Annotated in this window: 27 protein-coding genes; 15 read left to right on the plus strand and 12 right to left on the minus strand. The window is 71.3% G+C overall.

The features are described 5' to 3' along the window. Positions 1 to 4: 4 nt before the first annotated feature. Together Voc01_RS23180 and Voc01_RS23185 are read right to left on the minus strand one after the other, a co-directional pair. Positions 5 to 889 carry a carbohydrate ABC transporter permease gene (locus tag Voc01_RS23180; RefSeq protein ID WP_203929617.1) on the minus strand — a complete coding sequence of 295 codons (885 nt, stop codon included), beginning with the start codon at positions 887 to 889 and terminating at the stop codon, positions 5 to 7. A gap of 80 nt (positions 890 to 969) precedes the next feature. Then, positions 970 to 2,289, minus strand: coding sequence for an ABC transporter substrate-binding protein (locus Voc01_RS23185; RefSeq protein WP_203929618.1), 1,320 nt, complete (start codon positions 2,287 to 2,289; stop codon positions 970 to 972). A gap of 223 nt (positions 2,290 to 2,512) precedes the next feature. On the opposite strand from Voc01_RS23185, the gene Voc01_RS23190 reads away from it, so the two are divergent. Further along, the gene (locus Voc01_RS23190; protein WP_203929619.1) at positions 2,513 to 3,241 is read left to right on the plus strand and encodes an SDR family NAD(P)-dependent oxidoreductase; all 729 of its coding nucleotides are present in this window, start codon (positions 2,513 to 2,515) and stop codon (positions 3,239 to 3,241) included. Positions 3,242 to 3,258: 17 nt separating this feature from the next. Next, positions 3,259 to 3,669: a carboxymuconolactone decarboxylase family protein gene (locus Voc01_RS23195; protein WP_203929620.1), complete on the plus strand. Its 411-nt coding sequence runs from the start codon at positions 3,259 to 3,261 to the stop codon at positions 3,667 to 3,669. On the opposite strand, the gene Voc01_RS23200 is transcribed toward Voc01_RS23195, so the two are convergent. Continuing rightward, the gene (locus tag Voc01_RS23200; protein WP_203929621.1) at positions 3,662 to 4,516 is read right to left on the minus strand and encodes an SMP-30/gluconolactonase/LRE family protein; all 855 of its coding nucleotides are present in this window, start codon (positions 4,514 to 4,516) and stop codon (positions 3,662 to 3,664) included. The genes Voc01_RS23195 and Voc01_RS23200 overlap by 8 nt on opposite strands. Positions 4,517 to 4,604: 88 nt before the next feature. Between Voc01_RS23200 and Voc01_RS23205 the strand changes: the two genes are divergently transcribed. Together Voc01_RS23205 and Voc01_RS23210 are read left to right on the plus strand one after the other, a co-directional pair. Next, positions 4,605 to 5,093, plus strand: a complete 489-nt coding sequence (locus Voc01_RS23205) for a ribose-5-phosphate isomerase (protein WP_275423747.1) — start codon at positions 4,605 to 4,607, stop codon at positions 5,091 to 5,093. Between the two features lie 96 nt (positions 5,094 to 5,189). Beyond that, complete coding sequence (locus Voc01_RS23210; RefSeq protein WP_203929622.1) at positions 5,190 to 6,191, plus strand: LacI family DNA-binding transcriptional regulator; 1,002 nt, start codon at positions 5,190 to 5,192, stop codon at positions 6,189 to 6,191. A 15-nt stretch (positions 6,192 to 6,206) separates the two neighbouring features. Here Voc01_RS23210 and Voc01_RS23215 read toward each other — a convergent pair whose 3' ends face one another. The 3 genes from Voc01_RS23215 to Voc01_RS23225 all read right to left on the minus strand — a co-directional run bounded on the left by Voc01_RS23215 (position 6,207) and on the right by Voc01_RS23225 (position 8,602). Further along, on the minus strand, positions 6,207 to 6,506 hold the full coding sequence (locus tag Voc01_RS23215) for a type II toxin-antitoxin system PemK/MazF family toxin (protein WP_203929623.1): 300 nt from the start codon (positions 6,504 to 6,506) through the stop codon (positions 6,207 to 6,209). A 169-nt stretch (positions 6,507 to 6,675) separates the two neighbouring features. Continuing rightward, positions 6,676 to 6,876 (minus strand): hypothetical protein, encoded by a 201-nt coding sequence (locus tag Voc01_RS23220; protein WP_203929624.1) that lies wholly within the window; start codon positions 6,874 to 6,876, stop codon positions 6,676 to 6,678. A 19-nt stretch (positions 6,877 to 6,895) separates the two neighbouring features. Next, positions 6,896 to 8,602, minus strand: coding sequence for an IlvD/Edd family dehydratase (locus Voc01_RS23225; RefSeq protein ID WP_203929625.1), 1,707 nt, complete (start codon positions 8,600 to 8,602; stop codon positions 6,896 to 6,898). Between the two features lie 32 nt (positions 8,603 to 8,634). On the opposite strand from Voc01_RS23225, the gene Voc01_RS23230 reads away from it, so the two are divergent. Then, the gene (locus Voc01_RS23230) at positions 8,635 to 9,627 is read left to right on the plus strand and encodes a zinc-dependent alcohol dehydrogenase (protein ID WP_203929626.1); all 993 of its coding nucleotides are present in this window, start codon (positions 8,635 to 8,637) and stop codon (positions 9,625 to 9,627) included. A gap of 249 nt (positions 9,628 to 9,876) precedes the next feature. Here the strand turns inward: Voc01_RS23230 and Voc01_RS23235 are convergent, their stop codons facing one another. Both Voc01_RS23235 and Voc01_RS23240 read right to left on the minus strand, forming a co-directional pair. Next, complete coding sequence (locus Voc01_RS23235) at positions 9,877 to 11,481, minus strand: DEAD/DEAH box helicase (protein ID WP_373873858.1); 1,605 nt, start codon at positions 11,479 to 11,481, stop codon at positions 9,877 to 9,879. Between the two features lie 25 nt (positions 11,482 to 11,506). Further along, the gene (locus Voc01_RS23240) at positions 11,507 to 12,244 is read right to left on the minus strand and encodes a MerR family transcriptional regulator (protein ID WP_239160421.1); all 738 of its coding nucleotides are present in this window, start codon (positions 12,242 to 12,244) and stop codon (positions 11,507 to 11,509) included. Between the two features lie 98 nt (positions 12,245 to 12,342). On the opposite strand from Voc01_RS23240, the gene Voc01_RS23245 reads away from it, so the two are divergent. The 3 genes from Voc01_RS23245 to Voc01_RS23255 all read left to right on the plus strand — a co-directional run bounded on the left by Voc01_RS23245 (position 12,343) and on the right by Voc01_RS23255 (position 16,397). Further along, positions 12,343 to 14,628 (plus strand): ATP-binding cassette domain-containing protein, encoded by a 2,286-nt coding sequence (locus Voc01_RS23245; protein ID WP_203929628.1) that lies wholly within the window; start codon positions 12,343 to 12,345, stop codon positions 14,626 to 14,628. Between the two features lie 41 nt (positions 14,629 to 14,669). Further along, entirely contained in the window at positions 14,670 to 15,713 is a 1,044-nt protein-coding gene (locus Voc01_RS23250) for a DNA polymerase domain-containing protein (protein WP_373873854.1), read from the plus strand. Between the two features lie 78 nt (positions 15,714 to 15,791). Then, complete coding sequence (locus tag Voc01_RS23255; RefSeq protein ID WP_203929630.1) at positions 15,792 to 16,397, plus strand: dihydrofolate reductase family protein; 606 nt, start codon at positions 15,792 to 15,794, stop codon at positions 16,395 to 16,397. Here the strand turns inward: Voc01_RS23255 and Voc01_RS23260 are convergent. Both Voc01_RS23260 and Voc01_RS23265 read right to left on the minus strand, forming a co-directional pair. Continuing rightward, positions 16,384 to 17,178: an SDR family NAD(P)-dependent oxidoreductase gene (locus tag Voc01_RS23260; RefSeq protein WP_203929631.1), complete on the minus strand. Its 795-nt coding sequence runs from the start codon at positions 17,176 to 17,178 to the stop codon at positions 16,384 to 16,386. The genes Voc01_RS23255 and Voc01_RS23260 overlap by 14 nt on opposite strands. Before the next feature lie 3 nt (positions 17,179 to 17,181). Beyond that, positions 17,182 to 18,357 (minus strand): metallophosphoesterase, encoded by a 1,176-nt coding sequence (locus tag Voc01_RS23265; RefSeq protein ID WP_203929632.1) that lies wholly within the window; start codon positions 18,355 to 18,357, stop codon positions 17,182 to 17,184. A 107-nt stretch (positions 18,358 to 18,464) separates the two neighbouring features. Between Voc01_RS23265 and Voc01_RS23270 the strand changes: the two genes are divergently transcribed. From Voc01_RS23270 to Voc01_RS23280, 3 genes are read left to right on the plus strand one after another with little or no spacing between them, the layout of a single operon-like run. Further along, the gene (locus Voc01_RS23270) at positions 18,465 to 19,199 is read left to right on the plus strand and encodes a TIGR03089 family protein (RefSeq protein ID WP_203929633.1); all 735 of its coding nucleotides are present in this window, start codon (positions 18,465 to 18,467) and stop codon (positions 19,197 to 19,199) included. Between the two features lie 2 nt (positions 19,200 to 19,201). Next, on the plus strand, positions 19,202 to 19,681 hold the full coding sequence (locus Voc01_RS23275; RefSeq protein WP_239160436.1) for an HIT family protein: 480 nt from the start codon (positions 19,202 to 19,204) through the stop codon (positions 19,679 to 19,681). A gap of 57 nt (positions 19,682 to 19,738) precedes the next feature. Next, a complete protein-coding gene (locus Voc01_RS23280) occupies positions 19,739 to 21,064 on the plus strand; it encodes an acyltransferase family protein (protein WP_203929635.1) in 1,326 nt (441 codons plus the stop codon). A 2-nt stretch (positions 21,065 to 21,066) separates the two neighbouring features. On the opposite strand, the gene Voc01_RS23285 is transcribed toward Voc01_RS23280, so the two are convergent. After that, positions 21,067 to 21,477 (minus strand): VOC family protein, encoded by a 411-nt coding sequence (locus Voc01_RS23285; protein WP_203929636.1) that lies wholly within the window; start codon positions 21,475 to 21,477, stop codon positions 21,067 to 21,069. Positions 21,478 to 21,486: 9 nt separating this feature from the next. Then, on the minus strand, positions 21,487 to 22,095 hold the full coding sequence (locus Voc01_RS23290; protein WP_203929637.1) for a class I SAM-dependent methyltransferase: 609 nt from the start codon (positions 22,093 to 22,095) through the stop codon (positions 21,487 to 21,489). A gap of 98 nt (positions 22,096 to 22,193) precedes the next feature. On the opposite strand from Voc01_RS23290, the gene Voc01_RS23295 reads away from it, so the two are divergent. From Voc01_RS23295 to Voc01_RS23310, 4 genes are all read left to right on the plus strand, one after another. Beyond that, complete coding sequence (locus tag Voc01_RS23295) at positions 22,194 to 22,550, plus strand: VOC family protein (protein ID WP_203929638.1); 357 nt, start codon at positions 22,194 to 22,196, stop codon at positions 22,548 to 22,550. Between the two features lie 12 nt (positions 22,551 to 22,562). After that, complete coding sequence (locus Voc01_RS23300; RefSeq protein ID WP_203929639.1) at positions 22,563 to 22,910, plus strand: ArsR/SmtB family transcription factor; 348 nt, start codon at positions 22,563 to 22,565, stop codon at positions 22,908 to 22,910. A 79-nt stretch (positions 22,911 to 22,989) separates the two neighbouring features. Further along, on the plus strand, positions 22,990 to 23,463 hold the full coding sequence (locus Voc01_RS23305; protein WP_203929640.1) for an SRPBCC domain-containing protein: 474 nt from the start codon (positions 22,990 to 22,992) through the stop codon (positions 23,461 to 23,463). 1 nt (position 23,464) lies between these two features. Further along, on the plus strand, positions 23,465 to 23,755 hold the full coding sequence (locus tag Voc01_RS23310) for an NIPSNAP family protein (protein ID WP_203929641.1): 291 nt from the start codon (positions 23,465 to 23,467) through the stop codon (positions 23,753 to 23,755). Positions 23,756 to 23,762: the final 7 nt, after the last annotated feature.

Below are 23,762 nucleotides of genomic sequence, written 5' to 3' on the forward strand. Positions count from 1 at the left end.
GCCGTCAGCTCCTCGTGATGTCGCGGCGGGCCGACCGGAACACGGCGAGCGTCACCAGCAGACACATGATGGTGAGCACGAGCGCGATCGTGCTGCCGTAGCCGTAGTCGGAGTAGTTGAACACGGTGCGGTACATCTGCAGGGTCAGCGGCGTGGTCTCCGACCCCGGTCCGCCGTCGTTGAGCGCCAGCAGGGTGTCGAAGACCTTCAGCGTGTTGTTCGCGCTGAAGATGGCGGCCGACAGCAGCACCGGGAGCGACAGCGGCAGGACGATGTGCCGGACCAGCCGCCAGCCGGTGGCACCCTCGACCCGGGCCGACTCCAGCACCTCCTCGGGGATGTCGAGGAGACCGGCGTAGAGCAGCACCGCGAAGAAGCCCATCGACCGCCACAGCTCCATGAGGATGGCGACGACGAACGTGCCGTTGCCGGTGGCGAACCAGTCCACACCGGACAGCCCGAGCGCCTCGAGGCTCGCGTTCACCGGCCCCTGGTTGTCACCGACCGCGAAGAAGCTCTTGAACAGCAGGCCGACGGCGACCGTCGGCAGCACGGCCGGGAAGAAGACGATCGTGCGGACGAACGTGGACCCGCGCCGGAGGACGAACACGTACAGCAGGGCCAGGCCGTAGCCGAGCAGCAGCTGGCCGATGGTGAGCACCACCGCGTACCTGACGGTGAACCACATCGCCTGCCGCGACTGCGGGTCGTCGACGAACGTCGCGAAGTTGTCGAAGCCGATGTACTCGTAGCCGGAGAGCGGGTTCCCGGTGAAGAACGTCAGGCCGAGCGACCACAGCACCGGCCCGAGCTTGATGGCGGTGTAGACGAGGAGGGCCGGCCCGAGCAGGAGCAGCACCGCCCGCTTGTCACCGAGGGCACGGTTCACGCCGTACCTCCTCCCGTGTGTCGGGACGACGCGTGGCGGACCGACCGGCCCGCCACGCCGTCACTTGTCGGAAGCACCCGTCAACGGGCCTGGTCCAGGTCCGCCTGGAGCGCGGACATGTACTGCTGCGGTGACATCTGACCGCTCACCAGAAGCGCGACGTTGGTCTGCGCGTCCTTGGTGGTCTTCGCGTCCCAGAGGGCCTCGAACCACAGCACGGTCTCGGTGGCCTTCGCGACCACGTCCTGCAGCTCCTTCGTGAGCGGCGGGACGTTGGACACCTCCTTGTTCAGCTTGAAGCCGGAGATGACGCCCTGGTTCTGCATGACGCTGCTGCCGTAGTTCTCGGCGAGGCACTTCAGCCAGTCACCGGCCTTCGCGCTGTAGGCCTTCTGCGACATCGCCGTCGGCGCGCCGGCGTTGGCCGGCCACTGCCCGGCGTTGCCCTTACCGCCGTCGACGGTCGGGAACGGAATGAAGCCCACGTTCTCCACGCCGATCTGGTTCTGCTTCGGGTCGTTGAGGTTCGCGAGGAACCACGACCCGTTGTACATCATCGCGGCCTTGCCGGTGAGGAACTGGGTGTTGGCCGTGTCGGTGTCGCGCGAGGTGATGCCCTCGCCGAACAGCCCCTGCTTGCCGAGGTCGGCGATCGCCTGCGCGGCGGCGACGTACACCGGGTCGGTCAGCTTCGCCTGACCGTCCTTGACCGCCTTCATCGCGTCGGGCCCGAGGTTGCGGAAGATGTGCATGCCGATGAGCCGCGTGATGGGCCATCCCTGGTTGCCGGCCTCGGTGATGGGCGTGACGCCCGCACCCTTGAACTTCTGCGCGGCGCTCACCAGTTCGCCCCAGGTCTTCGGAGCCTGCAGGCCCTGGTCGGCGAACAGCTTCTTGTTGTAGAAGATGCCCTCGATGTTGTACTGGAAGGGAAGCGACGTCATCTGGCCGTAGACCGACTTCACCGTCGACGCGGCGGCCGGCAGGACGTTGTCCCAGACGCCGAGGTCCTTCAGCGTCTTCTCGTAGTCGACGATGAGGTTGTTCTTGCCGAGGTCGCCGTCGGGCTTCACCTGCGCGGTGCCGGCGACGAACATGACCGGCAGGGCGTTCTGCCCGGCCAGCAGCGTGATCTTCTGGACGGCCTCCGCCTGTGCCACGGTCTCCGCCTTGAGCGGCATGGCCTTCTCTGCGGTGGCGCACTCGCCCTTGGCCAGCGCGGCGAACTCGTTGCGCACGATGGCGTTCTCGGCGGGGGTCAGCAGGCTGAAGTTCGAGGGGTTGTCTCCACTGGAACCCCCGTCGTCGGACGCGCACCCGGTGACCGCGACGGCCACGGCGAGCGCGCCGAGCGCGGCGGTGACGGAGCGGAGCCGGCGGCTCGGTAAGGCTGGTGGCACGGTTTCCTCCCGGTGAAGCGCGGCGGCATGAGGAGTGGTTTTGAAGCGTTTCAAATCGGAGGCTAACTGTGAGGGTCGACATAGTCAAGAACCGCTGTGTCACCGGGGAATCGCGCTCCCGTTGGCGCGGCATCGATGACCGCTGTTCCCTGCGAGATGGTTGCCGCGACAGCCGCGTACCAATGTTTGACACGTTTCAAAAGACGGTGCGACAATGCGCCGAATGAGAACACTTGCCGGCCGGCGGGCCGTCGTCACGGGCGCCGCGGGCGCCCTCGGCAGGGTCATCGTGGCACAGCTCCAGGCCGAGGGTGCGGCCGTTGCCGGGCTCGACCTCAACGCCGACGCCCTCGCCGCGGTGACGCCGGGGCTCGGCGAGGCGGTCGACCTCACCGACTTCGACGCCGTCCAGCGGTCGGTGGGCCGCGTGGTCGAGAAGTGGGGCGGCGTCGACATTCTCGTCAACGGCGCGGGCGGCGGGGCGGTCAGCTGGTTCCACGAGATGACATACGACACGTGGACCACTCAGGTCGACCGCAACCTCACGACCGTCTTCAACGTCACGCGCGCCGTGCTGCCGTCGATGCTGGAGCAGCGCCACGGGCGCATCATCAACATCGCGTCGGTCGCCGCGATCGGCGGCGGCCGCCTGGTGCGCGGCGCCACCGCGTACGCCGCCGCCAAGGCCGGCGTCGTCGGGCTCACCAAGGCGCTGGCCATCGAGGTGGCCGAGCGGGGCGTCACCGTCAACTGCATCGCGCCGGGCGCGCAGGCGACACCGGGCCGCGACCGCGACACCCCGGAGCGCCGGGAGGCGCTGCTGGACCAGATCCCCACCCGGCTGCTCGGCGAGCCCGGGCATCTGGCGCAGACGATCGCGTTCCTCGCCGGTCCCGCCGCGGTGAACATCACCGGCGTCATCCTGCCGCTCGACGGCGGCCACTCCATCTGATGCGAGGAGAGACCACAGTGGACGACGACCGCCTCGACCGGGGCCGCCGGCGCTTCGAGGAGCTGTACGGACCGGGCACGGCCGACAACCTCATCGCCGGGCAGAAGGGTCTCGCGCAGGACCTCGCCCGCTACGGCGTCGAGTTCAACTTCGGCGACGTCTACTCGCGACCGGGGCTCACGCTCGCCCAGCGCGAGATGATCACGATCGGCGTGCTGGTGGCGCTCGGCGGCCTCGAACCGCAACTGCGCGGCCACACGCGGGGCGCGCTGAACGCCGGCCTCACCCCGACCGAGATCCTCGAGACGGTCATCCACGTCGTGCAGTACAGCGGCTTCCCCAAGGCGCTCAACGCCATCAAGGTGGTCACCGAACGCCTGGAGGAGTGCGGCGCCGAGATCCCGCCGCCGCTGAACCCCGCTAGTTGAGGCGCACGCGGAACAGGCTGGTCCTGCCGGTGACGTAGAGGTCGCGCCGGTCGCGGCCGCCGAAACAGAGATTGGACGCGACCTCCGGGAGCTCTATCACGGAAAGCTTCGCGCATTCCGCCGAGTACACCTGAACGCCCTCGCCGCTCGACGTCCACACGCGCCCTTCGGCGTCGACCCGGAAACCGTCGGGCACTCCGGGCTCGATCACCGCGAACACGCGGCCGTTGCGGCAGGTGCCGTCGACGACGTCGTACGCGCGGATGTGGTGGTGCCCGTCGGCGTGCCACAGCGCCGAGGTGTCGGACACGTAGAGGACGCTCCCGTCGGGCGAGAACGCCAACCCGTTGGGGTGCCACATGTCGGTGACGACCGGGTCGAGCCGAGCGGTGCGCTCGTCGTACCGGAACACGTAGCAGCCGCCGTACTCCTCCTCGCCCGGGTGGCCCTGCGCGCCGGAGGGGTGGATGCCGTACGGCGGGTCGGTGAACCAGATCGCCCCGTCGTGCGCCACCACGACGTCGTTGGGCGAGTTCAGCCGGTGCCCCTCGAACCGGTCGACCACAATGGACGGTTCGCCGCCGGTGTCGCGCTCGATCGCGCGCCGGCCGTGCGAGCACTGCAGCACCGCACCGGAGTGGTCGAGCGTGCGTCCGTTGGTGAACTCGACCCCGGTCCGGTACACGCCGACCTCTCCGGAGCCGGCGTCGTACTCGAGGATGCGGTCGTTGGGGATGTCGCTCCACCGCACCCGCTCCTCGCGCGGCAGCCACACGGGTCCTTCGCCCCACGCCGTCCCGGTGAATAACGTTTCAAGCGTGGAGGGATCGGCAAGCATCGTGCGCATCGCCCGAGCATGGCAGAGCCGGTAGGGGAAACGAAAGGATTCCGGTAGAGGCGGATGTGCGCTAGCTTTGACACGTTTCAAGCACGCATTGACGGAGGAGCGCGATGACCGGCTGGCGCATCGTCGTCGGGTCCGACGACGCGGGCTTCGAGTACAGGAGGTCCTGCGGAAGGACCTCGAGAACAGCGGCCTCGTGGCCAGCGTCGTGGACGTCGGGGTGGGAGCCGACGACCACACCGCCTACCCGCACGTGGCCGTCAGCGCGGCGCAGCTGGTGGCCGACGGGCACGCCGACCGGGCCCTGCTGGTGTGCGGCACCGGGCTCGGGGTGGCGATCGCCGCCAACAAGGTGCGTGGCATCCGGGCGGTCACCGCCCACGACTCGTACTCGGTCGAGCGGGCGGTGCTGAGCAACAACGCGCAGGTGCTCACGATGGGTCAGCGGGTCGTCGGGCTGGAACTGGCGCGGCGCCTGGTCCGCGAGTGGCTCGGGCACCGCTTCGACGAGGCGTCGGCCTCGGCGGCCAAGGTGCGCGCCCTCGACGCCTACGACCGGCCGGAGCGGGAAGCGTGCTGATGGCGCGAACGGTCACGTCGCCGAGTACGGTGTGACGTCACACGGGTATCGGGTGGAGCTGACGGCAACAGTGGATCTGTCGCCGAGGGAGGCGACGTGGCGCGGATAGGGATCCGGGAGGTGGCCGCACTGGCGGGCGTCTCGATGGGCACGGTTTCGCACTACCTGAACCACCCGTCACGCGTATCGGCCGAGAAGGCCGTCCGCATCCAGGCCGCCATCGACAAGCTCGGATTCGTGCGGAACAATGCCGGCCGGCAGCTGCGGCTGGGCCGCAGCACCACGATGGCCTACATCGTCCCCGACGTCAGCAACCCGTTCTTCGCGACGATCGCCGAGGGCGTGGAGCAGCGCGCGTCCGAGGCCGGGCTGTCGGTGTTCCTGGCCAACTCCGGCGGCAGGCGGGCGCGGGAGGACTCGTACCTGGAGCTGTTCCAGGAGCACGGCGTGCTCGGCATCCTCGTCGCGTCGCCCGAGCCGATCGAGGACCGGCTGGCCGCCATCCAGAAGAAGGGCACGCCGTCGGTGCTCGTCGGGCAGCTCGCCGCGTCGCCGGGGCAGCCGTCGGTGTCGATCGACGACGTGTCCGGCGGCTACCTCGCCGCGCGGCACCTCATCGACATCGGGTGCCGGAGGCTGGCGTTCGTCGGCGGTCCGCTGAGCGTCCGTCAGGTCGCCGACCGGTTGCAGGGCGCGAGCCGCGCCGTGCGCGAGACCGGCTCGGCCACACTGGAGATCATCGACGTCGAGCCGCGCGTGATCTCCGTGGGCCACAAGGTCGGCGCCGAGATCGCCGGCCGCCCGGAGGCGAACCGCCCCGACGGTGTGTTCACGGTCAACGACATGCTCGGCATCGGCCTGGTGCAGACGCTCGTGACCAGCGGGGTGCGCGTGCCCGACGAGATCGCCGTGATCGGTTACGACGACATCGAGTACGCCGAGAACTCGTTGGTGCCGCTGGCCTCGATCCGCCCGCCGCACCAGGAGTTCGGGATCGCGGCGGTCGACCTGCTGCTCGTGATGGTGGAGGAGAAGGAGTCGGACCTGCACCGGGTGTTCGCGCCGGAGCTGGTGATCCGCCGCAGTGCCGAACGCTGACCGGCGGGAGGCGCCTCAGAGGTCCATGGCGGTGCGGAGCGCCATCGCGACGACCTCCATGGTCTCGTCGCTCAGCCGGCCGAGGTGCTCGCCCAACCGGTGCGCGGCCACGTAGTTGACCCGCCAGCCGAGCACCGCGCCCGCCACCGGATCGTCGGGCCGCAGCCCCACGGCGAGCATCCCCCGCAGCTCCGCGGGAATCTCACCTTTGATCTCGGCGATGATCACCGTGCCGGTCTCGGTGAGCCGGTCGGTGGAGACGACCACGAACCGCCGGTCGATCTTCGGATGCGCATAGACGTCGCCGCGCCTCATGCCGGGCCACCAAGACCCGTCCGGGCGGCCGTTGGGCCGCAGCGTGAACGCTTCAATCCCGCACAGGGGCCGCAGCGTGAACGCCTGCGCTTCGCTCCGGCATTCACGCTGTGCCGCTTCAATCCCGCACAGGGGCCGCAGCGTGAACGCCTGCGCTTCGCTCCGGCATTCACGCTGCGAACCGCTCCTCGTCCCACCCGTCGTTCGACCGCACGGCCTCCTGGGCCTCGAAAGCCGCGATCGCCGCTGCTTCGCGGCGTAGCAGCGCATCGCGCGCGACCTCGACGAGCCAGGCCGACACGTTGCCGCCGGCCGCGGCGCGGATGCGCTCGGCCAGATCGTCGGGAACCACGATCGTCAGGCGGGTCATGCGCCGATTCTACCGCCGCTCAATGCGACTCCCGGGCCACCTGATCCCCGCTGGCGCCGACCAGGAATCCCAGGTCGGCACCGGTGTCGGCGCCGAGCACGGTGTCGACGTACAGCTTCTCCCAGCCGCGGCGCGGCTGTGCCAGCGCGGCCAGCACCGCCGGGGCGGGTTCGCGGGCGTCGAGGTCGGCGTCGACGTCGATGCGGCGGGCGGCCACGTCGAGCGTCACCAGGTCGCCGGTGCGCACCCGGGCCAGGGGGCCGCCCGTCGCCGCCTCGGGAGCCACGTGCAGCACCACGGTTCCGTAGGCGGTGCCGCTCATCCGGCCGTCGCACACGCGCACCATGTCGCGCACGCCCTGCCGCAGCACCTTCTGCGGCAGCGGAAGGTTCGCCACCTCCGGCATCCCCGGATACCCCTTCGGCCCGCAGCCGCGCAGCACGAGCACGGAGTCGGCGTCGACGTCGAGTGCCGGGTCGTCGATGCGCGCGTGCATGTCCTCGACGGAGTCGAAGACCACCGCGCGTCCGCGGTGGGCGAGCAGTTCGGGCGTCGCGGCCGCCGGCTTGATGATGGCGCCGTCGGGCGCGAGGTTGCCGCGGAGAACGGCAATGCCCGCGTGCGGCTTCAGAGGGGACCCGCGTGAGCGGATCACCTCGTGGTCGAAGATCTGACCCGTACCGATCTCGTCGACGAGCGGCCGGCCCGACACGGTGACCGCCTCCGGGTCCAGGAGGTCGCGCACCTCCTGGAGCACGGCGTGCAGGCCGCCCGCGCGGTGCAGGTCCTCCATGAGGTGCCGCCCGGCCGGCTGCAGGTCGACGAGCAGCGGCACGTCGGCACCGATGCCGTCGAAGTCGTCGAGCGAGAGCGGCGCTCCGACGCGTCCCGCGATCGCCAGAAGATGGACCACGGCGTTGGTGGAACCGCCGAGCGCGGCGAGCGCGACGATGGCATTGCGGAACGCCGCCCGGGTGAGCACGTCGCTGGGGCGGCGCTGCTTCTCGACCAGCTCGACGGCGAGCCGTCCCGACTCGTGCGCGCGGGCGAGGAGCCGGCTGTCGGGCGCCGGAATGCCCGCGGTGCCGGGCAGCACCATGCCGAGCGACTCGGCGAGCAGCCCCATCGTCGACGCGGTGCCCATCGTGTTGCAGTGCCCGCGACTGCGGATCATCGACGACTCCGAGTCGATGAAGTCCTTTTCGGACAGTGTTCCCGCGCGCACCTCCTCGCTCAACCGCCACACGTCGGTGCCGCAGCCGAGCGGCACCCCGCGGAACGTGCCGGTGAGCATCGGGCCGCCCGGCACCACGATCGCCGGCAGGTTCACGCTCGCGGCGGCCATCAGCAACGCCGGGATCGTCTTGTCGCATCCGCCCAGGAGCACGACACCGTCGACCGGGTTGGCGCGCAGCATCTCCTCGGCGGCCATCGCGGCCATGTTGCGCCAGAGCATCGCGGTGGGACGCACGAGCGTCTCGCCGAGCGACACCACGGGCAGGTTCAGCGGGACCCCGCCGGCCGCCCAGATGCCCTGCTTCACGCTCTCGGCGACCTCGTTGAGGTGGCTGTTGCACGGGGTCAGGTCGGAGGCGCTGTTCGCGATCGCGATCTGCGGGCGGCCGGTGAACGCGTCGGGCGGGGCACCCCGCCGCATCCAGGCCCGATGGATGTAGGCGTTGCGGCCGTTGCCGCCGTACCACTGCGCGCTGCGGAGCTCGGACATGTATGTTCTCCCTTTAGAAAGGGACCCTACCCGTGCGCGCCTTCGTAATCACCGGTCCACGTTCATCGGCCGTGGTCGACGTGCCGGAGCCCGTGGCCGGGCCGGGCGAGGTCGTGGTCGACGTCGAGCGCGCCGGCGTGTGCGGCACCGACGTCGAGTTCTTCACCGGCGAGATGGCCTACCTGCACTCGGGCGACGCCGCGTACCCCATGCGGATCGGGCACGAGTGGTGCGGCGTGGTCGCGTCGGTGGGTCCGTCGGTGGACCCGTCGTGGGTGGGCCGGCGGGTCACGGGCGACACGATGCTCGGCTGTTCGAGTTGCGCGCGCTGTCTGAGTGGGCGGCAGCACCTGTGCGCCACGCGCTACGAGATCGGCATCCGGGGCGGCTGGCCGGGTGCGCTCGCGTCGTCGCTGCTGGTTCCCGCGCGGGCGCTCGTGCCGCTACCGTCCACTGTGGATGCCACGGTGGGTGCGCTGGTGGAGCCCGGTGGCAACGCGCTACGGGCGTTCCGGGCGGCCGGGGTGTCGTCGGGTGAGCGGCTGCTCGTGGTCGGGCCGGGCGCGATCGGTCTGCTGGTGGCGTTGGTCGCCCGGTCGTTCGGCGTCGACGTCCACCTGCTCGGGGTGACCCGGCCGTCGCTGGAGTTCGCGCGGTCGTTGGGCTTCCACGCGAGCGACACTCCATCGGGCAGCTACGACGGGGTGGTCGACGCCTCGACCGGCGCCGGCGTGCCGGCGCTGGCACTGTCGGTGGTCGAGCCGGGGCGGCGGGTGGTCTACATCGGACTGTCCGGCGAGCCCAGCATGATCGACTCGCGCGAGCTGGTCTTCAAGGACCTGACCGTGACCGGGATCCTGTCCGCCTCCGGCGGCCTGGCCGGCATGGTCGACCTGTACGCCAGCGGCGCTGTGGACCCGCGTCCGCTGGTGGCGGCGACCGTCGGCCTGGAAGAGGTGGCCGACGTGCTGGCCGGCCTGAGCTCGGGGCCCGCTCCGAAGGTGCACGTCGACCCGGGCCGCTGAGATTCTGGGCGGCGGCGGGTTCCGGGACGATCAACTTCTCTGGAAGACAGAGTGCGGCGTGACTTGACGTTCGTTCCAGAGAAGTTGATCACCGATGCCGGGTCGCCCGGACGATGCCGCCGTGAGTGACCCTTCGCGGCCCGGTTCCGGTGATCGTCCAGCTCCCGAACAGGCTCTGACCGCGCGATCCTGGACGATCTTCGTAGCCAGGGGTACGAAGACAGTCCAGGATCGCGGCGGTTGGACGCCTCAGCGGGAGCGGCGGCCGGCGCGGCTGCGGGACGAGAATGCGGCTGCCCCGCCGCTGCTGGCGCTCGCGCGGTCGCCGCCCGAGCGTTGGGCCGGTGCCGCCGCCGGGGTCGACGTGCCGCTCCTGCCCCGGCCGCCGCGCCGGGACCTCGACGCGCGCGGGGCGTGGGCCTCTGAGCCGGCCCGGCCGTCGACGCTGCGACCGGTGGATCCGCCGCGCCCGGCCGGGGTGCCGCGTCGGGTGTCGGCCGAGCGGCCCGCGTCTGGCGAGCGGTCGGCCGCTGACGCGCGTCCACCATTCGCCCTTGCCGGCGCGGCCCCGCGGCCCCGACCGGTGCCCCGGCCCGTACCCGACACGGCGCGATCGGCGGGAGCGGCCTCGGGCTGGACGAACGAACGCTGCCCCGGGGCGAGCTGCGCGAGCAGCGGATCCCCGACCCGCAGGCGCGTGGTCGTCGGCCGGATGCCGGCGCGCCGCGCGAGGTCGGCGACGTCGGCGAGCTGGGCGTCGGTCATCAGCGTCACCACGGTGCCGCTCGCGCCGGCCCGGGCCGTGCGGCCGGACCGGTGCAGGTAGGCCTTGTGCTCGGCCGGCGGATCGGCGTGGATGACCAGGGTCACGTCGTCGACGTGGATGCCGCGCGCGGCGATGTCGGTCGCGACCAGGGTGCGCACCCGGCCCTCGGCGAAGTCGGACATGTTGCGGGTGCGGGCGTTCTGCGCCAGGTTGCCGTGCAGCTCCACGGCCGGGACACCGGCCGCGACCAGCTTCTTGGCGAGCACCTTGGCGCCGCGCTTGGTGCGCGTGAACACCAGCGAGCGGCCCGGCGCGGCAGTGAGGTCGACCAGCACCGGGAAGCGGTCGTCGGCGCGCACGTGCAGCATGTGGTGCGACATCGTCGACACGGGGGACTGGGGTGGGTCGACACTGTGCGTGACCGGCTTGTACAGGTAACGGCGCACCAGCACGTCGACGGCCGCGTCGAGGGTGGCCGAGAAGAGCAGGCGCTGGCCGTCTTCAGGGGTCTGGTCGAGGAGCTTGCGCACCACGGGCAGGAAGCCGAGGTCGGCCATGTGGTCGGCCTCGTCGAGCACCGTGACCTCGACGGAGTCGAGGCTGGCGTGGCCCGACCGCACGTGGTCGTCGAGCCGGCCGGGGCAGGCCACGAGCACGTCGACCCCGCGCGACAGCGCGTTGATCTGGGGACGCGCGCCGACGCCGCCGAACACGGTGAGCACCCGCATCGACAGGGCCTCGGCGAGCGGCGCGAGCGACGCCTCGATCTGGGTGGCGAGCTCCCGCGTGGGTGCCAGGATGAGCGCGCGCGGGCGCCCGGGCCGGCGGCGGGTGCCGCTGGCAGCGAGCCGGGCCAGGAGCGGCACGACGAACGCGTAGGTCTTACCGGATCCGGTGCGGCCGCGACCCAGCACGTCGCGGCCGGCCAACGCGTCAGGCAGCGTGGCCGTTTGAATGGGGAACGGGCTGGTGACGCCCTGGGTGGCGAGTGCGGCGACGAGCGCCTGCGGCACACCGAGGGCGGCGAACGACGTGGTAATCGGGTCTCCGAACGTTGCAGTGGAGCCCTCATGGCCGGCGGTGTCGATCTCGCGGGCAGGACTCGTGATCTCCCTACTCTACCCGAGACAGGTACTCGTACAGCGCTGCCGACGCCCGCAGGCGCAGCAGGCTGCGCCGGTGCAGGTCCTGTTCGCGCCGCGCGAGCTCCGTTCGGACCCGTTCCGGGCTGCCCGTCGACCGCAGCTCGTCGATGACGGCGCGCACGATGGCGATCGGGTAGTTACCCCTCCTGAGCAGGGCAACCACCCGTGCGCGGCGCACCTCGGCGTCGTCGTAGACGCGGTACCCGGTGACCCTCTCGCGCGACGGGCGCAGCAGCCCGTGCCCCTCCCAGACCCGTAAAGCCGAGGTGCGCACCCCTACCGCGTCGGCGACCGCTCCGATCCGGACCCCCGAGCGGGCCGGCGCACCGGGCGGCAGCGCGGGCATCGGCGGGGTCGCCAGCGTCGCGAACGCGCTGAGTACGTCCGCGATCTCGGAGCGTTCGCGGTCGAGTTCGGCGTGGCTGCGGTCGAGCACGGCGAGCGCGGTGGCGACGTCGCCGGCGTGCACGGCCCGCATCACGGTGCGGGCGCGTTCCCATCCGTGCCCGTCGGCCAGCAGGCGCACCAGCCTCACCGCCGCCGCGTGGTGCGGCGTGAAGATCCGGTATCCGGACGCGGTGCGGCCGAGCGGCGGCAGCACGCCGGCCGCCTCGTAGTTGCGCACCTGCTGCACGGAGACGCCCGCGCCGCGGGCCACGTCGATCGCGCGCAGCCGGGGCACGTCTGTCGCGCGGGGCCGGGGCACGTGATCGACCTTACGCGCCGGTTGAGACTTTCCACCATGAACCATCGCGCCCAAAGCGCCAGCGGTCTCCACGAGGACTTCAATGAAAGACTTCAAGAGTGGAAACGAACATCGCTGACAGCCATGACGTGATCCAGGTCCGCGGCGCGCGGGAGAACAACCTTGCCGACATCTCCCTCGACCTTCCCAAGCGGCGGCTCACCGTCTTCACCGGTGTCTCGGGGTCGGGCAAGTCCTCTCTCGTGTTCGGCACGATCGCCGCCGAGTCGCAGCGCCTCATCAACGAGACCTACACCGCGTTCCTGCAGTCGTTCATGCCGAACATCCCGCGTCCCGACGTCGACGCGTTGCACAACCTCAGCGCCGCGATCGTCGTCGACCAGGAGCGGATGGGCGCCAACGCCCGCTCGACCGTCGGCACCGCCACCGACGCGTTCACCATGCTGCGCATCGTGTTCAGCCGCCTCGGCCAGCCGCACGTCGGCCACTCCGGCTTCTTCAGCTTCAACCTGCCCGACGGGATGTGCCCGGAGTGCGAAGGGCTCGGCCGCGTCAACACCATCGACGAATCCGAACTGGTCGATCGCGACCTGTCCCTGAACGAGGGCGCCATCACGGTTCCCAACTTCCAGGTCGGCACCTGGTACTGGCGCGGGCTGGCCGAGTCGGGCTACGTGGACCCCGACGTGAAACTGCGCGACTACACCGACCAGCAGTGGCACGACCTCATGTACCGGCCCGCCGAGAAGCTCAAGATGATGGGCATGAACACCACGTACGAGGGGCTCGTGGTGAAGGTCCAGCGCATCTTCCTCAGCAAGGACAAGGAGTCCGCGCAGGCGCACATCCGGTCCTTCGTGGAGCGTGCGGTCACGTTCCGGCGGTGTCCGTCGTGTGAGGGCGCGCGTCTGAACCAGGCGGCGTTGTCGTCACGCATCAAGGGCAGGAACATCGCGGACTGCGCGAGCATGCAGATCAGCGACCTGGCGCAGTTCCTGCACACGGTCGACGACCCCTCGGTCGGGCCGCTGATGGCGAACCTGCGCGACCTGCTCGACTCGCTCGTCGAGATCGGGCTGGGCTACCTCAGCCTCGACCGCGAGTCGGGCACGCTGAGCGGTGGCGAGGCGCAGCGCGTGAAGATGGTGCGGCACCTGGGTTCCAGCCTCACCGACGTCACCTACGTCTTCGACGAGCCGACGGTCGGGCTGCACCCGCACGACATCCAGCGCATGAACAACCTCCTCCTCCGCTTGCGCGACAAGGGGAACACGGTGCTCGTCGTCGAGCACAAGCCGGAGACCATCGAGATCGCCGACCATGTCGTCGATCTGGGGCCGGGCGCCGGGTCCGCCGGGGGCCGGCTGTGCTTCAGCGGTGACGTCGCGGGGCTGCGGAGGTCGGGGACGCTCACCGGCGAGCACCTCGACCACCGGGCCGGCCTGCGTGCCGATGTCCGCAAGCCGTCGGGGTACCTGGAGATCCGCGGGGCGACGCGGCACAACCTGCGCGACGTCGACGTCGACCTCCCGGTGGGGGTGCTCACCGTGGTGACCGGGGTGGCCGGCTCCGGGAAGAGCTCGCTGATCCACGGGTCCCTCGGCGGGCGGAAGGACGTGATCGTCGTCGACCAGTCGGCGATCCGCGGGTCCCGCCGCTCGAACCCGGCGACCTACAGCGGTCTCCTCGACCCCATCCGCACGGCGTTCGCGAAGGCGAACGGCGTGAAGGCCGCGCTCTTCAGCGCGAACTCCGAGGGCGCCTGCCAGAACTGCAAGGGCATCGGCCTCGTCTACACCGACCTCGCGATGATGGCCGGGGTGGCGACCGTGTGCGAGCAGTGCGACGGCAAGCGGTTCACGCCCGAGGTGCTCAAGCACACGCTCAACGGCAAGGACATCAGCCAGGTGCTGGCGATGCCGGTCACCGAGGCGCGGGAGTTCTTCACGAAGGGCCAGGCGCGGCAGATCCTCGACCGCCTCTCCGACGTCGGGCTGGGCTACCTCGGACTCGGGCAGCCGCTGACCACGTTGTCGGGCGGCGAGCGGCAGCGGCTGAAGCTCGCCATCCACATGGCCGAGAAGGCGTGCACCTACGTTCTCGACGAGCCGACCACCGGTCTGCACCTGGCCGACGTCGACCAGCTGCTGGCCCTGCTCGACCGCCTGGTCGACACCGGCAACACGGTGATCGTGATCGAGCACCACCAGGCCGTGATGGCCCACGCCGACTGGCTGGTCGACCTGGGTCCCGGCGCCGGCCATGACGGCGGTCGGATCGTCTTCGAGGGCACCCCGCACGACCTCGTGACGACCTCGGACACGCTGACCGCCCACCACCTCCGCCACTACCTCGCGACCCGCCCACCCCTCGCGGCCGCCTAACCCCGCCGATCTTGCAGCTGTGGCCGCCCCTATTTCGCGTTATGCCGGACTTATCGGGGGCCACAACTGCAAGATCGGCGCGGGGGTGGGAGGGTGGTCCCGTGGCAGGGAAGGCACCCAGGGAGACACTGCACGGGGTCGAGCTCAGCAACCTCGACCAGCCCCTGTTCGACGGCGCCGGGGCGACCAAGCGCGACCTCGTCGAGTACCTCGACGCCGTGCACGCGAAGATGCTGCCGGGGCTGCGCGACCGGCCGCTGTCGGTGGTCCGGGTGCGGCCAGGGCAGCCGCCGTTCATGCAGAAGAACCTGCCGAAGTACACGCCCGACTGGGTGAGGAGCACCACGGTCTGGGCCGAGGCCTCCCACCGGGAGATCAACTACGCGTTGTGCAACGACCTGCGCACCCTGATCTGGTTCGGCAACCAGCGGGCGGTCGAGTACCACCCGACGCTGTTCACCGACGGCAACTGGCAGCACCCGTCCCATCTGATCCTCGACCTCGACCCGCCGGACGGCACCGAGGCCTTCGACCTGGCGGTGAAGGCGGCGCACCTGGTGCGCCGGGCGCTCGCCGACGCGGGGATGGCCGGGGCGGTGAAGACCAGCGGGTCGAAGGGCGTGCACGTGTTCGTGCCGCTCGACCCCACCGACGCGGCCACACCGGAGGACATCGCGGCCGCCACGCGCGCGGTCGCGCGCAGAGCGGAGGAGCTCGACCCGGCGCTCGCCACCACGGCCTACATCAAGGAGGACCGCGACGGGAAGGTGTTCCTCGACTCGACCCGGGCGGGCGGTGCCACGGTGGTCGCCGCGTACAGCCCCCGGGTGCGGCCGGACACACCGGTGTCGTTCCCGGTGCCGTGGGACGAGCTCGACGACGTCTCGCCGCGCGACTTCACCGTGCGCACGGCCGCGGCCCTGCTCGCCGACGGCAGGCCGGACTGGGCCGACCTGCTACCCGGTCCGCAGCGCATCGACCCGGGCCTCATCGAGCTGGGGCACACGATCCCGGTCGCCCGGGTCGCCGCGATGCACGAGGGCAAGCGGCGTAAGCGGGCCGCGGAGAAGGCGTCCCGGAAATAGTTTCCCGGAGACTGTCGACGCGCGACCCCTCTCGTTCGACGCCTCGGTGAAGGCACACACCGAGAGAGGACGGCAGTCATGAGCAAGGTCTACACCGGCGCCAGCATGTCGATCGACGGCTACATCTCCGGCCCGGAGTTCAGTGGCTTCGAGCACCTGTTCGCCTGGTACACCAACGGCGACGTCGAGATCCCCAACGAGATCCACCCCGAGCTGTCGCAGCGCGTCACGGACGTGAGCGCCGAGCACCTGCGCACCATTCTCGGGATGAGCGGCGCGATCGTGTGCGGCCGCACGCTCTGGGACCTCACCAAGGCGTGGGGCGGGACGCACCCGATGGGAGTGCCGGTGGTGGTGCTCACCCACAGCGTCCCCGACGGGTGGGAGCGCGAGGGCGAGTGGTTCACGTTCGTCACCGAGGGCGGCATCGGGGCGGCCGTCGCGAAGGCGAAGGAGCTCGCGGGCGACAAGGGCGTCGCGCTCAACGGTGGCGAGATCGCCAGCCAGGCCCTCGACGCCGGGCTGGTCGACGAGGTCTGGGTCGACCTGGTGCCGGTGATCCTCGGCGCCGGCACCCCGTTCTTCGGCAACCTGGCCAACCGGCCCGTGGTGCTGGAGGGGCCGCTGAGCATCGGTGCCGGTAAGGCCGTCACGCACCTGCGCTACCGCGTCACCGCAAGGTGATCGTGTTGCCCGTGACGAGGCGGCCCCGGTCGGAGCAGAGGAACGCGACGACCTCGGCCACCTCGTCGGGGGTGGCGACGTGCACCAGGCCCGTCGACTCCGCGACGAACGCGCGCACCGGGTCGGTGACCCAGCCCGTGTCGGTGACCGGCGGGTGCAGCATGTTCGCCGTGACCCCGTACGGCGCCAGCTCGACGGCGGCCGACATCGTGTAGTTCTGCTGGGCCGCCTTGGCCGCCCCGTACGACACCTCCTCGGGGAAGCCGAGCTCGCCGCCGGAGTGCAGGCCGACGATGCGTCCCCACGTGCCGCCGCGTGCGGCGTGGCGGCGGGCGAACTCGGCGATGAGCAGGGCCGGCGCCATCGCGTCGACGCCGAACTGCTGGCCGAACGTCTCGTGGCTCACCTGCCGCAGCCCGCGGCCGAGCCGGTCGGTGTCGGCCGGCTTGAACGTGTCGGCGACCCAGCCGGTGGCGTTGTTGACGAGGATGTCGACCGGCCCGAACTCCCGCTCGGCCGCGTCGAACAGGGCGGCGGGGGTGGCGGGGTCACGCAGGTCGGCGGAGACGGCGACCGCGCGGCCGCCGGCGTCCCGGATCGCGCTCACGACCGGGTCGCCGTCGAGGGCCCGGTTGACCCGGTACGCGTCGGGGATCCCGGGGTCGACCTCGTCGTGGATGACCCAGTAGGCGCACACGACGGCGACGCCGTCGGCGGCGAGTGCCCGCGCGACGGCCGCGCCGATGCCGTGGTTGGACCCGGTGACGATCGCTACATGCACGGATCAATTCTTGCGGAGCGTCAAAACGGTTATCTCGCTCGGCGCGAAGATGCGGAACGGCGGACCCCAGAAGCCGGTGCCGCGGCTGGTGTAGAGCTGCGTGCGCGCGCCGTGCCGGCTCAGCCCCGCCACGGTCGGCTGGTCGAGCCGCACGAGGAAGTTGAACGGCCACATTTGGCCGCCGTGCGTGTGCCCGCTGATCTGCAGGTCGACGCCGTGGGCCACCGCGTCGTCGATCTGCTTGGGCTGGTGGGCCAGCAGCAGCACCGGCAGGTCGGGGTCGGCGCCGGCCAGCGCGGCGGCGTGGTCGGCGCGGTGTCCGCCGAGGCCCGAGCCGCCGGCCGTGCGGTCGTCGACGCCGGCCACCACGAGACGGTCACCGCCGCGTTCGACCACGAGGTGACGGTTGTGCAGCGGCGTCCAGCCCAGCTCCCGCATGTGGTCGAGCCAGCCCTGCGCCTCGCCGAAGTACTCGTGGTTGCCGGTGACGTAGGTGCGCGCCAGCTTCGCCTTCGCCCGGCCGAGCGGGGCGGCCTGCTCGCGCCGCATCGACACGGTGCCGTCGGCGATGTCGCCGGTGTGGGCGAGCACGTCGGCGTCGAGCTCGTTGACCTTGTCGATCACGCCGTTCGACCACTTCGCACGGTTGATCGGGCCGTAGTGGGTGTCGGTGATCAGCACCACCTTGAGGCCGTCGAGGCCGGCGCCGAGCCGCTCGATCGGCACGTCGACGCGGCGCACCCGCGGCACCCGCATCGCCTCGACGTTGCCCCAGACCAGCAGCACCGCCGACACCGCGAGCGCCGACAGCGCCACGACCCGGCCGCGGGTGGGGTCGGCGACGCCGCCGGCGGCCAGCGCCGCCCGCAGCACGTTGCCGAGCACCGACCACACGAACAGCACCCACACCACGCCGAGCATGGTGTCGGCCGTGCGCGCGGCCCGGTCGCGGTGGTTGCGGCCGTGCCCGGCCATCATGAGGACCGGGAACGCGACCGCCCCGCCGAGGAACACCACGCTGCCCAGCGCGACGACCGGCGTCGGCCAGTGCGCGCCGCCGAGCACGATCGTGTACCAGGGCACCAGGAACAGAAGCGCCAGGATCGCGGTGATCGTGAGGCCGAAGATCAGGGGACGCAGGAGCGACCGCCTGGCGGGTACGGCAACACTTTCCGACACGGGAACTCCTCGGGGACGGGGTGGGGTCCCAGCTTGACACCTAGTAGACGGCAGCGTCCACTATCGGATCTCAGTCGGCTCTCAGGAAGGTAGTAAGGTGCGTCGGCATGGGCGTCCCCGCGATCTTCTCCCCTGAGCTCGAAGTCGCCGACCGGCCGGTGCTCACCTTCTACGACGACCGCACGGGCGAGCGGCGCGAACTGACCGCCTCCGCCCTGGCGGAACTTGCCGGCAAGGTGGCCCGGCTGCTGCGCGAGGGGTGCGGGCTGCGGGCCGGCGACCGGGTGGCGATCCAGGCGCCGCCGCACTGGCAGACCGCCGCCGCCGTGCTCGGCGCCTGGTCGGTCGGCGCGGCGCTGTCGTTCCGGCTGTCGGCCACCGCCGGCCTGGCCGCTCTCGACAGCACCGACGGCGAGACGCTCGACGCGCTGTTCGTCGAGCACGCCCGCGTCGACGACTGGCTCGACACCGTGCCCGACGCCCGGCACCGGTTCGCGCTGCTCGTGAACGGCGACGCGCCCGACGGCTACCGCGACCTGGTCACCGCGATGGACGACTTCGCGGGAAACCTGCCGGCGTACGGGCTGGTGCGTCCCGACCAGGCGGCGAGCGCCGACGGCACCAGCTTCGGTGCGTGGGGACGCCTCGCCGGCGTCATCGCCGAGCAGTGGGACCTGCGCCCGGGCGAGCGGCTGCTCATCGACGCGAACGAGCACGAGCATCCGGTCAAATGGCTGTTGACCCCGCTGTCGAAGGGCGCGACCGTGGTGCTGTGCGCCAACCTCGACCGTGGTGGCCTCGACGCGCGGGTCGCGGCCGAGGGCGTCACGAAGGTCGTGTGACGATGTCCTGGCCGGCGAACTGGGACGCGTTGACCAGCGGCGAGGCCTGCCCGATGTGCCTGTCCGGGCGGCCCGAGCGCGACGCCTACGGCATCCGGATCCACAGTGGACGGTTCACCGACGCCTACCTCCAGCGGGCCGGCGTGCAACGCGGCTACACGCTGGTGATCTGGCGCGGCGACCGGCACGTCACCGAGCCCACCGAGCTGTCCGACGAGGAGGCGGCGGGCTACGGTGCCGAGGTGCTCACGGTCGCGCGGGCGCTGATCGCGCACTACGGGCCGTTGAAGCTGAACTACGAGACGCTCGGCAACACCGTCCCGCACCTGCACACGCACCTGATCCCGCGGTTCATCAACGACCCGAACCCGGGCGGCCCGTTCCCCCTGGCGGCCGCGGCCGCCGCCGCGCTGCCGGTTCCGGAGGAGCAGCTCGAGGCCGAGGTCGCCGACCTCCGGGAGAGGTTGAGCCCGGGTACCTAGACGGCTTGAGCATCGACGCCGGTGCCCGCGGCCTCTCCTGCCGCGAGGCTGTACAGCATGAAGAACGCCGCTGCCCTGGCCGCCGTCACGCCCGTCACCCGGGACAGGTATGTCGACCTCCTGCGGGTGCTGTCGCTCGGCGTGGTCGTGCTCGGCCACTGGCTGATGGCCGTGGTGGTGACCGGCGCCGACGGGTCGGTGCGCACCACCAACCTGCTGGCGATCGAGCCGGCGCTGCAGCCGTTGACCTGGCTGCTGCAGGTGATGCCGGTGTTCTTCCTCGTCGGCGGCTTCTCGCACGCCACCGCGTGGGCCTCCATCGAGCGGCGCGGCGGCGGGTACGCCGACTTCGCCCGGTCGCGGGCCGGTCGCCTGCTGCGCCCGACCGCGGTGTTCGCGGGGGTGTGGCTGGTGCTCGCGCTGTGCGTCGAACTGCTCGGCGCCGACCACGGCATCCTCAAGCTGGCGACCCGCCTGGTGGCGCAGCCATTGTGGTTCGTGGGCGTGTACCTGGGCATCGTGGCGCTGGCCCCGGCGATGCTGCGGCTGCACCGGTGGAGCGGTCGGTGGGCGCCGGCGGTTCCGGTGGCGTTCGGCGTGGCGGCCGGGCTGGTCGACGTCCTGCGGTTCGCTCACGCGGTCCCGTACATCGGTTTCCTGAACCTGGCCTTCGTGTGGCTGGGCGTGCACCAGGTCGGCTTCCTCTACGCCGACGGCCATTTCCGGGGCCCGCGGGTGCCGGCGGCGCTGTTCGCGACCGGCCTGGTCGGAACCGTGCTGTGCACCACGGTCGGTCCGTACCCGACGTCGATGGTCGGCATGCCGGGGGAGAAGGTGTCGAACATGTCGCCGCCCACGTTCGCGCTGGTGATGTGCGCGGTGTCGCTGATCGGGCTGACCATGCTGCTGCGCGGGCCGGTGACCCGCTGGCTGGCGCGGCCGGCCGTGTGGCGCGGCGTCGTCGCGGCGAACGGCCTCGCGATGACCGCGTTCCTGTGGCACCTGACCGCGATGTTCCTCGCGACCGCGGCGACGATGGCGCTCGGGTTCGCCGGCCCGGCGGTCGGGTCGGCGGGGTGGTGGCTGCTGCGCCCGGTGTGGCTGGGCGTGCTGGTGCTGCTGACCGCCGCGCTGGTGGCCGCGTTCCGCGGCGCCGACCGGCCGCGCGCCACCACCGTGGGGTCGCGGCGCGACGGGTTCGCGGTCGCCGGGATGGTGCTGTGCACGGTCGGCGTGCTCGGGTTCTCGGCGGTCGGCTTCGGCGGCCTGCTGGCCGGGCGCACGGCGACCCTCATCGTCCTGCCGGTGACGCCGCTGCTCTCGGCACTCCTGGTCGGAGCCGGCGCCGCACTGCTCCGGGTGACCCGGGGTCCCGCGTCCTGAGGTCAGCCGGAACCGAGGATGTTGACCATCCAGGCGGTGCCGAACCGGTCGACGCACTGGCCGAACGTGTCGCCCCACATCTGCTTCTCCAGGGCGACCGTCACCTGGCCGCTGCCCGACAGCTTGTCCCAGTAGCCGCGGAGCTCGGACTCGTCGTCTCCGCTCAGGCTCACCGCGAAGTTGTTGCCGGCCTTGAGCTCCATGCCTGGTGCCTCGTCGGCGCCCATCAGCGTGAAGCCGGCCGGGGTGTCGAGCTGGCCGTGCATGATCTTCGCGGCGAGGGCTTCGTCGGCACCGGGGAAGTCGCCGTAGGTGTTGAGCTTCAGGTCGCCGCCGAACACGTCCTTGTAGAAGGTCATCGCGTCGGCGGCGTTGCCCGGGAACATGAGGTACGGGTTGAGAACCGAAGGCATGGGGGGACCCTAGTCCCGGGACCCTCCCGCGTGGGCCAGAACGGCGACGAGGAACCCGGAATCGTCCCGGTACGGGCGTAGGTCCCACGTCGACAGGAGGAGGTCGGGCGCGAGGCCGGCCGCCTCGGCGTCCGCGAGGAACTCCTTCGGCGGGTACCCGCGGTCGGTGCCGAAACCGACCACCGCGCGCCCGTGCCCGCGCAGGCCAGCGGCGAAGCGGGTGAGCACGGGCCGCCGCGTGTCGGGCGCGAGGAACGTCATCACGTTGCCGGCGCAGACGATGACGTCGAACCCGTCGCCGGGCAGGTCGAGCTCGGCCAGGTCGCCGACCAGCCACCGCACGCCGGGGTGGTCGGCCCGGGCCGCGGCGATCAGCAGCGGGTCGAGGTCGACGCCGGTGACATCGTGGCCGACGGAGGCCAGGTAGCCGCCCACCCGGCCGGGGCCGCATCCGGCGTCGAGGATCCGGGCGCCGCGGCCGACCATCGCGTCGACGAGCCGGGCCTCCCCGTGCAGGTCGGCGCCGTCCTCGGCCAGCTTGCGGAACCGGTCGACGTACCACTGCGAATGCCCGGGGTTCTCCTCGATGAGGTCGAGCCAGCCGTTCCTGTCGGTCACCGGGTCATCGTATTGCGTCAGTTGACACTAACGTTAGTCATCGCTAACGTTAGTCGTGCCGGCAGGGAGCCGGCGGAGCTCCTGAAGGGGGTGGCGGCATGGGCCGTCCGGTCGCGTTCTTCGAGATCACCAGCCACGACGCCGAGCGTGCGCGGAAGTTCTACGGCGAGCTGTTCGAGTGGACCACCGAGGCCGACCCGGAGCTGGGCGGCTACGCGATGGTCGACACCGGTGCCGGTCCCGACGCGATCGGCGGCGGCATCGGCCCGTCGCAGGGCGAGGGCGACACCGGCGTGAAAATCTATGTCCGGGTCGACAACCTGGACGACTACCTGGCGCGGGCCACGAAGCTCGGCGGGCAGACACTGGTACCGCCGATGGACCTGCCCGGCGACTTCGGGCGGTTCGCGGTGTTCGCCGACCCGGACGGCAACCCGGTCGGCCTGTGGGAGTAGGGGAGGTGCCCGGTGAACGCGGACGATGCGGCCGACGGTGCGTTCAAGGCGCTCGTCGAGCCCCGCCGCCGGGCGATCCTGCGGCTCGTCGCGACCGACGAGCTGGCGGCGGGCGAGATCGCCGCGGCGTTCGCGGTGACCCGCACGGCGGTCTCGCAGCACCTCACCGTGCTGAAGGACGCCGGACTGGTCACCGAGCGCCGCGACGGGACCCGGCGGCTGTACCGGGCCCGGCCCGAGGGCCTGGCCGCGGTGCGCGAGTACCTCGACACGATGTGGGCCGGCGCTCTCGACGTGGGGCGCCGGCTGGTCGAGGCGTCCCGTGAGGAGTCGACGGAGGCGGACGACGCCGTGGCGTGACTTACCCCCGGCTTACGGCCGCGCCGCGATCGTTCTCATGTGGACAGAGGCCCTGCGGCGAGCAAGTGAGAGAGCGAACATGAACGACAACGTCCGTCCCCTGACGCGGCCACCGATCCGGCAGCAGACCATCGTCCGTAGCGACGTGGAGCACACGTTCGACGTGTTCACGAACGAGATCGGCGCCTGGTGGCCGACCCGGCCGTTCTCCATCGGCCAGGCGAAGGTGGTCGCGGCGCGCATCGAGCCGCGGATCGGCGGCCGGGTCTACGAGACCTGGACCGACGGGCACGAGGTCGACTGGGGTCACGTGATCGCATGGGACCCGCCGAACCTGTTCGGCATGACCTGGGAGATCCTCGCCGCCGTCACGGAGGTGGAGCTGCGGTTCACCGCGCTCGGACCGGCCGTGACGCGCGTGGAGCTCGAACACCGCGGCTGGGAGAAGCTCTCCGAGGACGAGCTCCGCGCCGCCACCTCCGTTCCCGGCGGCTACGAGGCCGGCTGGGCGCGGATCCTCGAATCGTTGCGCACCAGAGTCGAAGGAGCTTGAAATGCCGCGAATGATGGCGCAGGTCGTCCACTTCCCCAAGCCCGAGTACCGGGCCGACCTGCTGGCCGCGATGGGCCGGCTGCGGTCGGCGGTCGAGCACCTGCCCGGTCTCGACGAGATCGGCGGGTTCGAGGACCCCGAAACGGGACGCATCGTCGCGGTCTCGGTGTGGGCGTCGGAACAGGCGCTGCAGGACGGAATGCCGGTGCTCGGCGCCGCGATCGAAGGGCTCCCGTTCGACGTCTGGGAACGGGAGCCCTACACGATGTCGATCCTGCCTCAGGTGGCCTGAAAAGCTG

It is taken from the genome of Virgisporangium ochraceum, assembly GCF_016863655.1.
In the GTDB taxonomy this organism is placed as follows: Bacteria; Actinomycetota; Actinomycetes; order Mycobacteriales; family Micromonosporaceae; genus Virgisporangium; species Virgisporangium ochraceum.

Coding starts and splice junctions, on each gene's coding strand:
- Voc01_RS23190 (WP_203929619.1), top strand. CDS start 2,513: ATGAGAACACTTGCCGGCCGGCGGGCCGTCGTCACGGGCGCCGCGGGC.
- Voc01_RS23200 (WP_203929621.1), bottom strand. CDS start 4,516: ATGCGCACGATGCTTGCCGATCCCTCCACGCTTGAAACGTTATTCACC.
- Voc01_RS23215 (WP_203929623.1), bottom strand. CDS start 6,506: ATGAGGCGCGGCGACGTCTATGCGCATCCGAAGATCGACCGGCGGTTC.
- Voc01_RS23220 (WP_203929624.1), bottom strand. CDS start 6,876: ATGACCCGCCTGACGATCGTGGTTCCCGACGATCTGGCCGAGCGCATC.
- Voc01_RS23225 (WP_203929625.1), bottom strand. CDS start 8,602: ATGTCCGAGCTCCGCAGCGCGCAGTGGTACGGCGGCAACGGCCGCAAC.
- Voc01_RS23250 (WP_373873854.1), top strand. CDS start 14,670: ATGCCGGACTTATCGGGGGCCACAACTGCAAGATCGGCGCGGGGGTGG.
- Voc01_RS23255 (WP_203929630.1), top strand. CDS start 15,792: ATGAGCAAGGTCTACACCGGCGCCAGCATGTCGATCGACGGCTACATC.
- Voc01_RS23270 (WP_203929633.1), top strand. CDS start 18,465: ATGGGCGTCCCCGCGATCTTCTCCCCTGAGCTCGAAGTCGCCGACCGG.
- Voc01_RS23275 (WP_239160436.1), top strand. CDS start 19,202: ATGTCCTGGCCGGCGAACTGGGACGCGTTGACCAGCGGCGAGGCCTGC.
- Voc01_RS23280 (WP_203929635.1), top strand. CDS start 19,739: ATGAAGAACGCCGCTGCCCTGGCCGCCGTCACGCCCGTCACCCGGGAC.
- Voc01_RS23285 (WP_203929636.1), bottom strand. CDS start 21,477: ATGCCTTCGGTTCTCAACCCGTACCTCATGTTCCCGGGCAACGCCGCC.
- Voc01_RS23295 (WP_203929638.1), top strand. CDS start 22,194: ATGGGCCGTCCGGTCGCGTTCTTCGAGATCACCAGCCACGACGCCGAG.
- Voc01_RS23305 (WP_203929640.1), top strand. CDS start 22,990: ATGAACGACAACGTCCGTCCCCTGACGCGGCCACCGATCCGGCAGCAG.
- Voc01_RS23310 (WP_203929641.1), top strand. CDS start 23,465: ATGCCGCGAATGATGGCGCAGGTCGTCCACTTCCCCAAGCCCGAGTAC.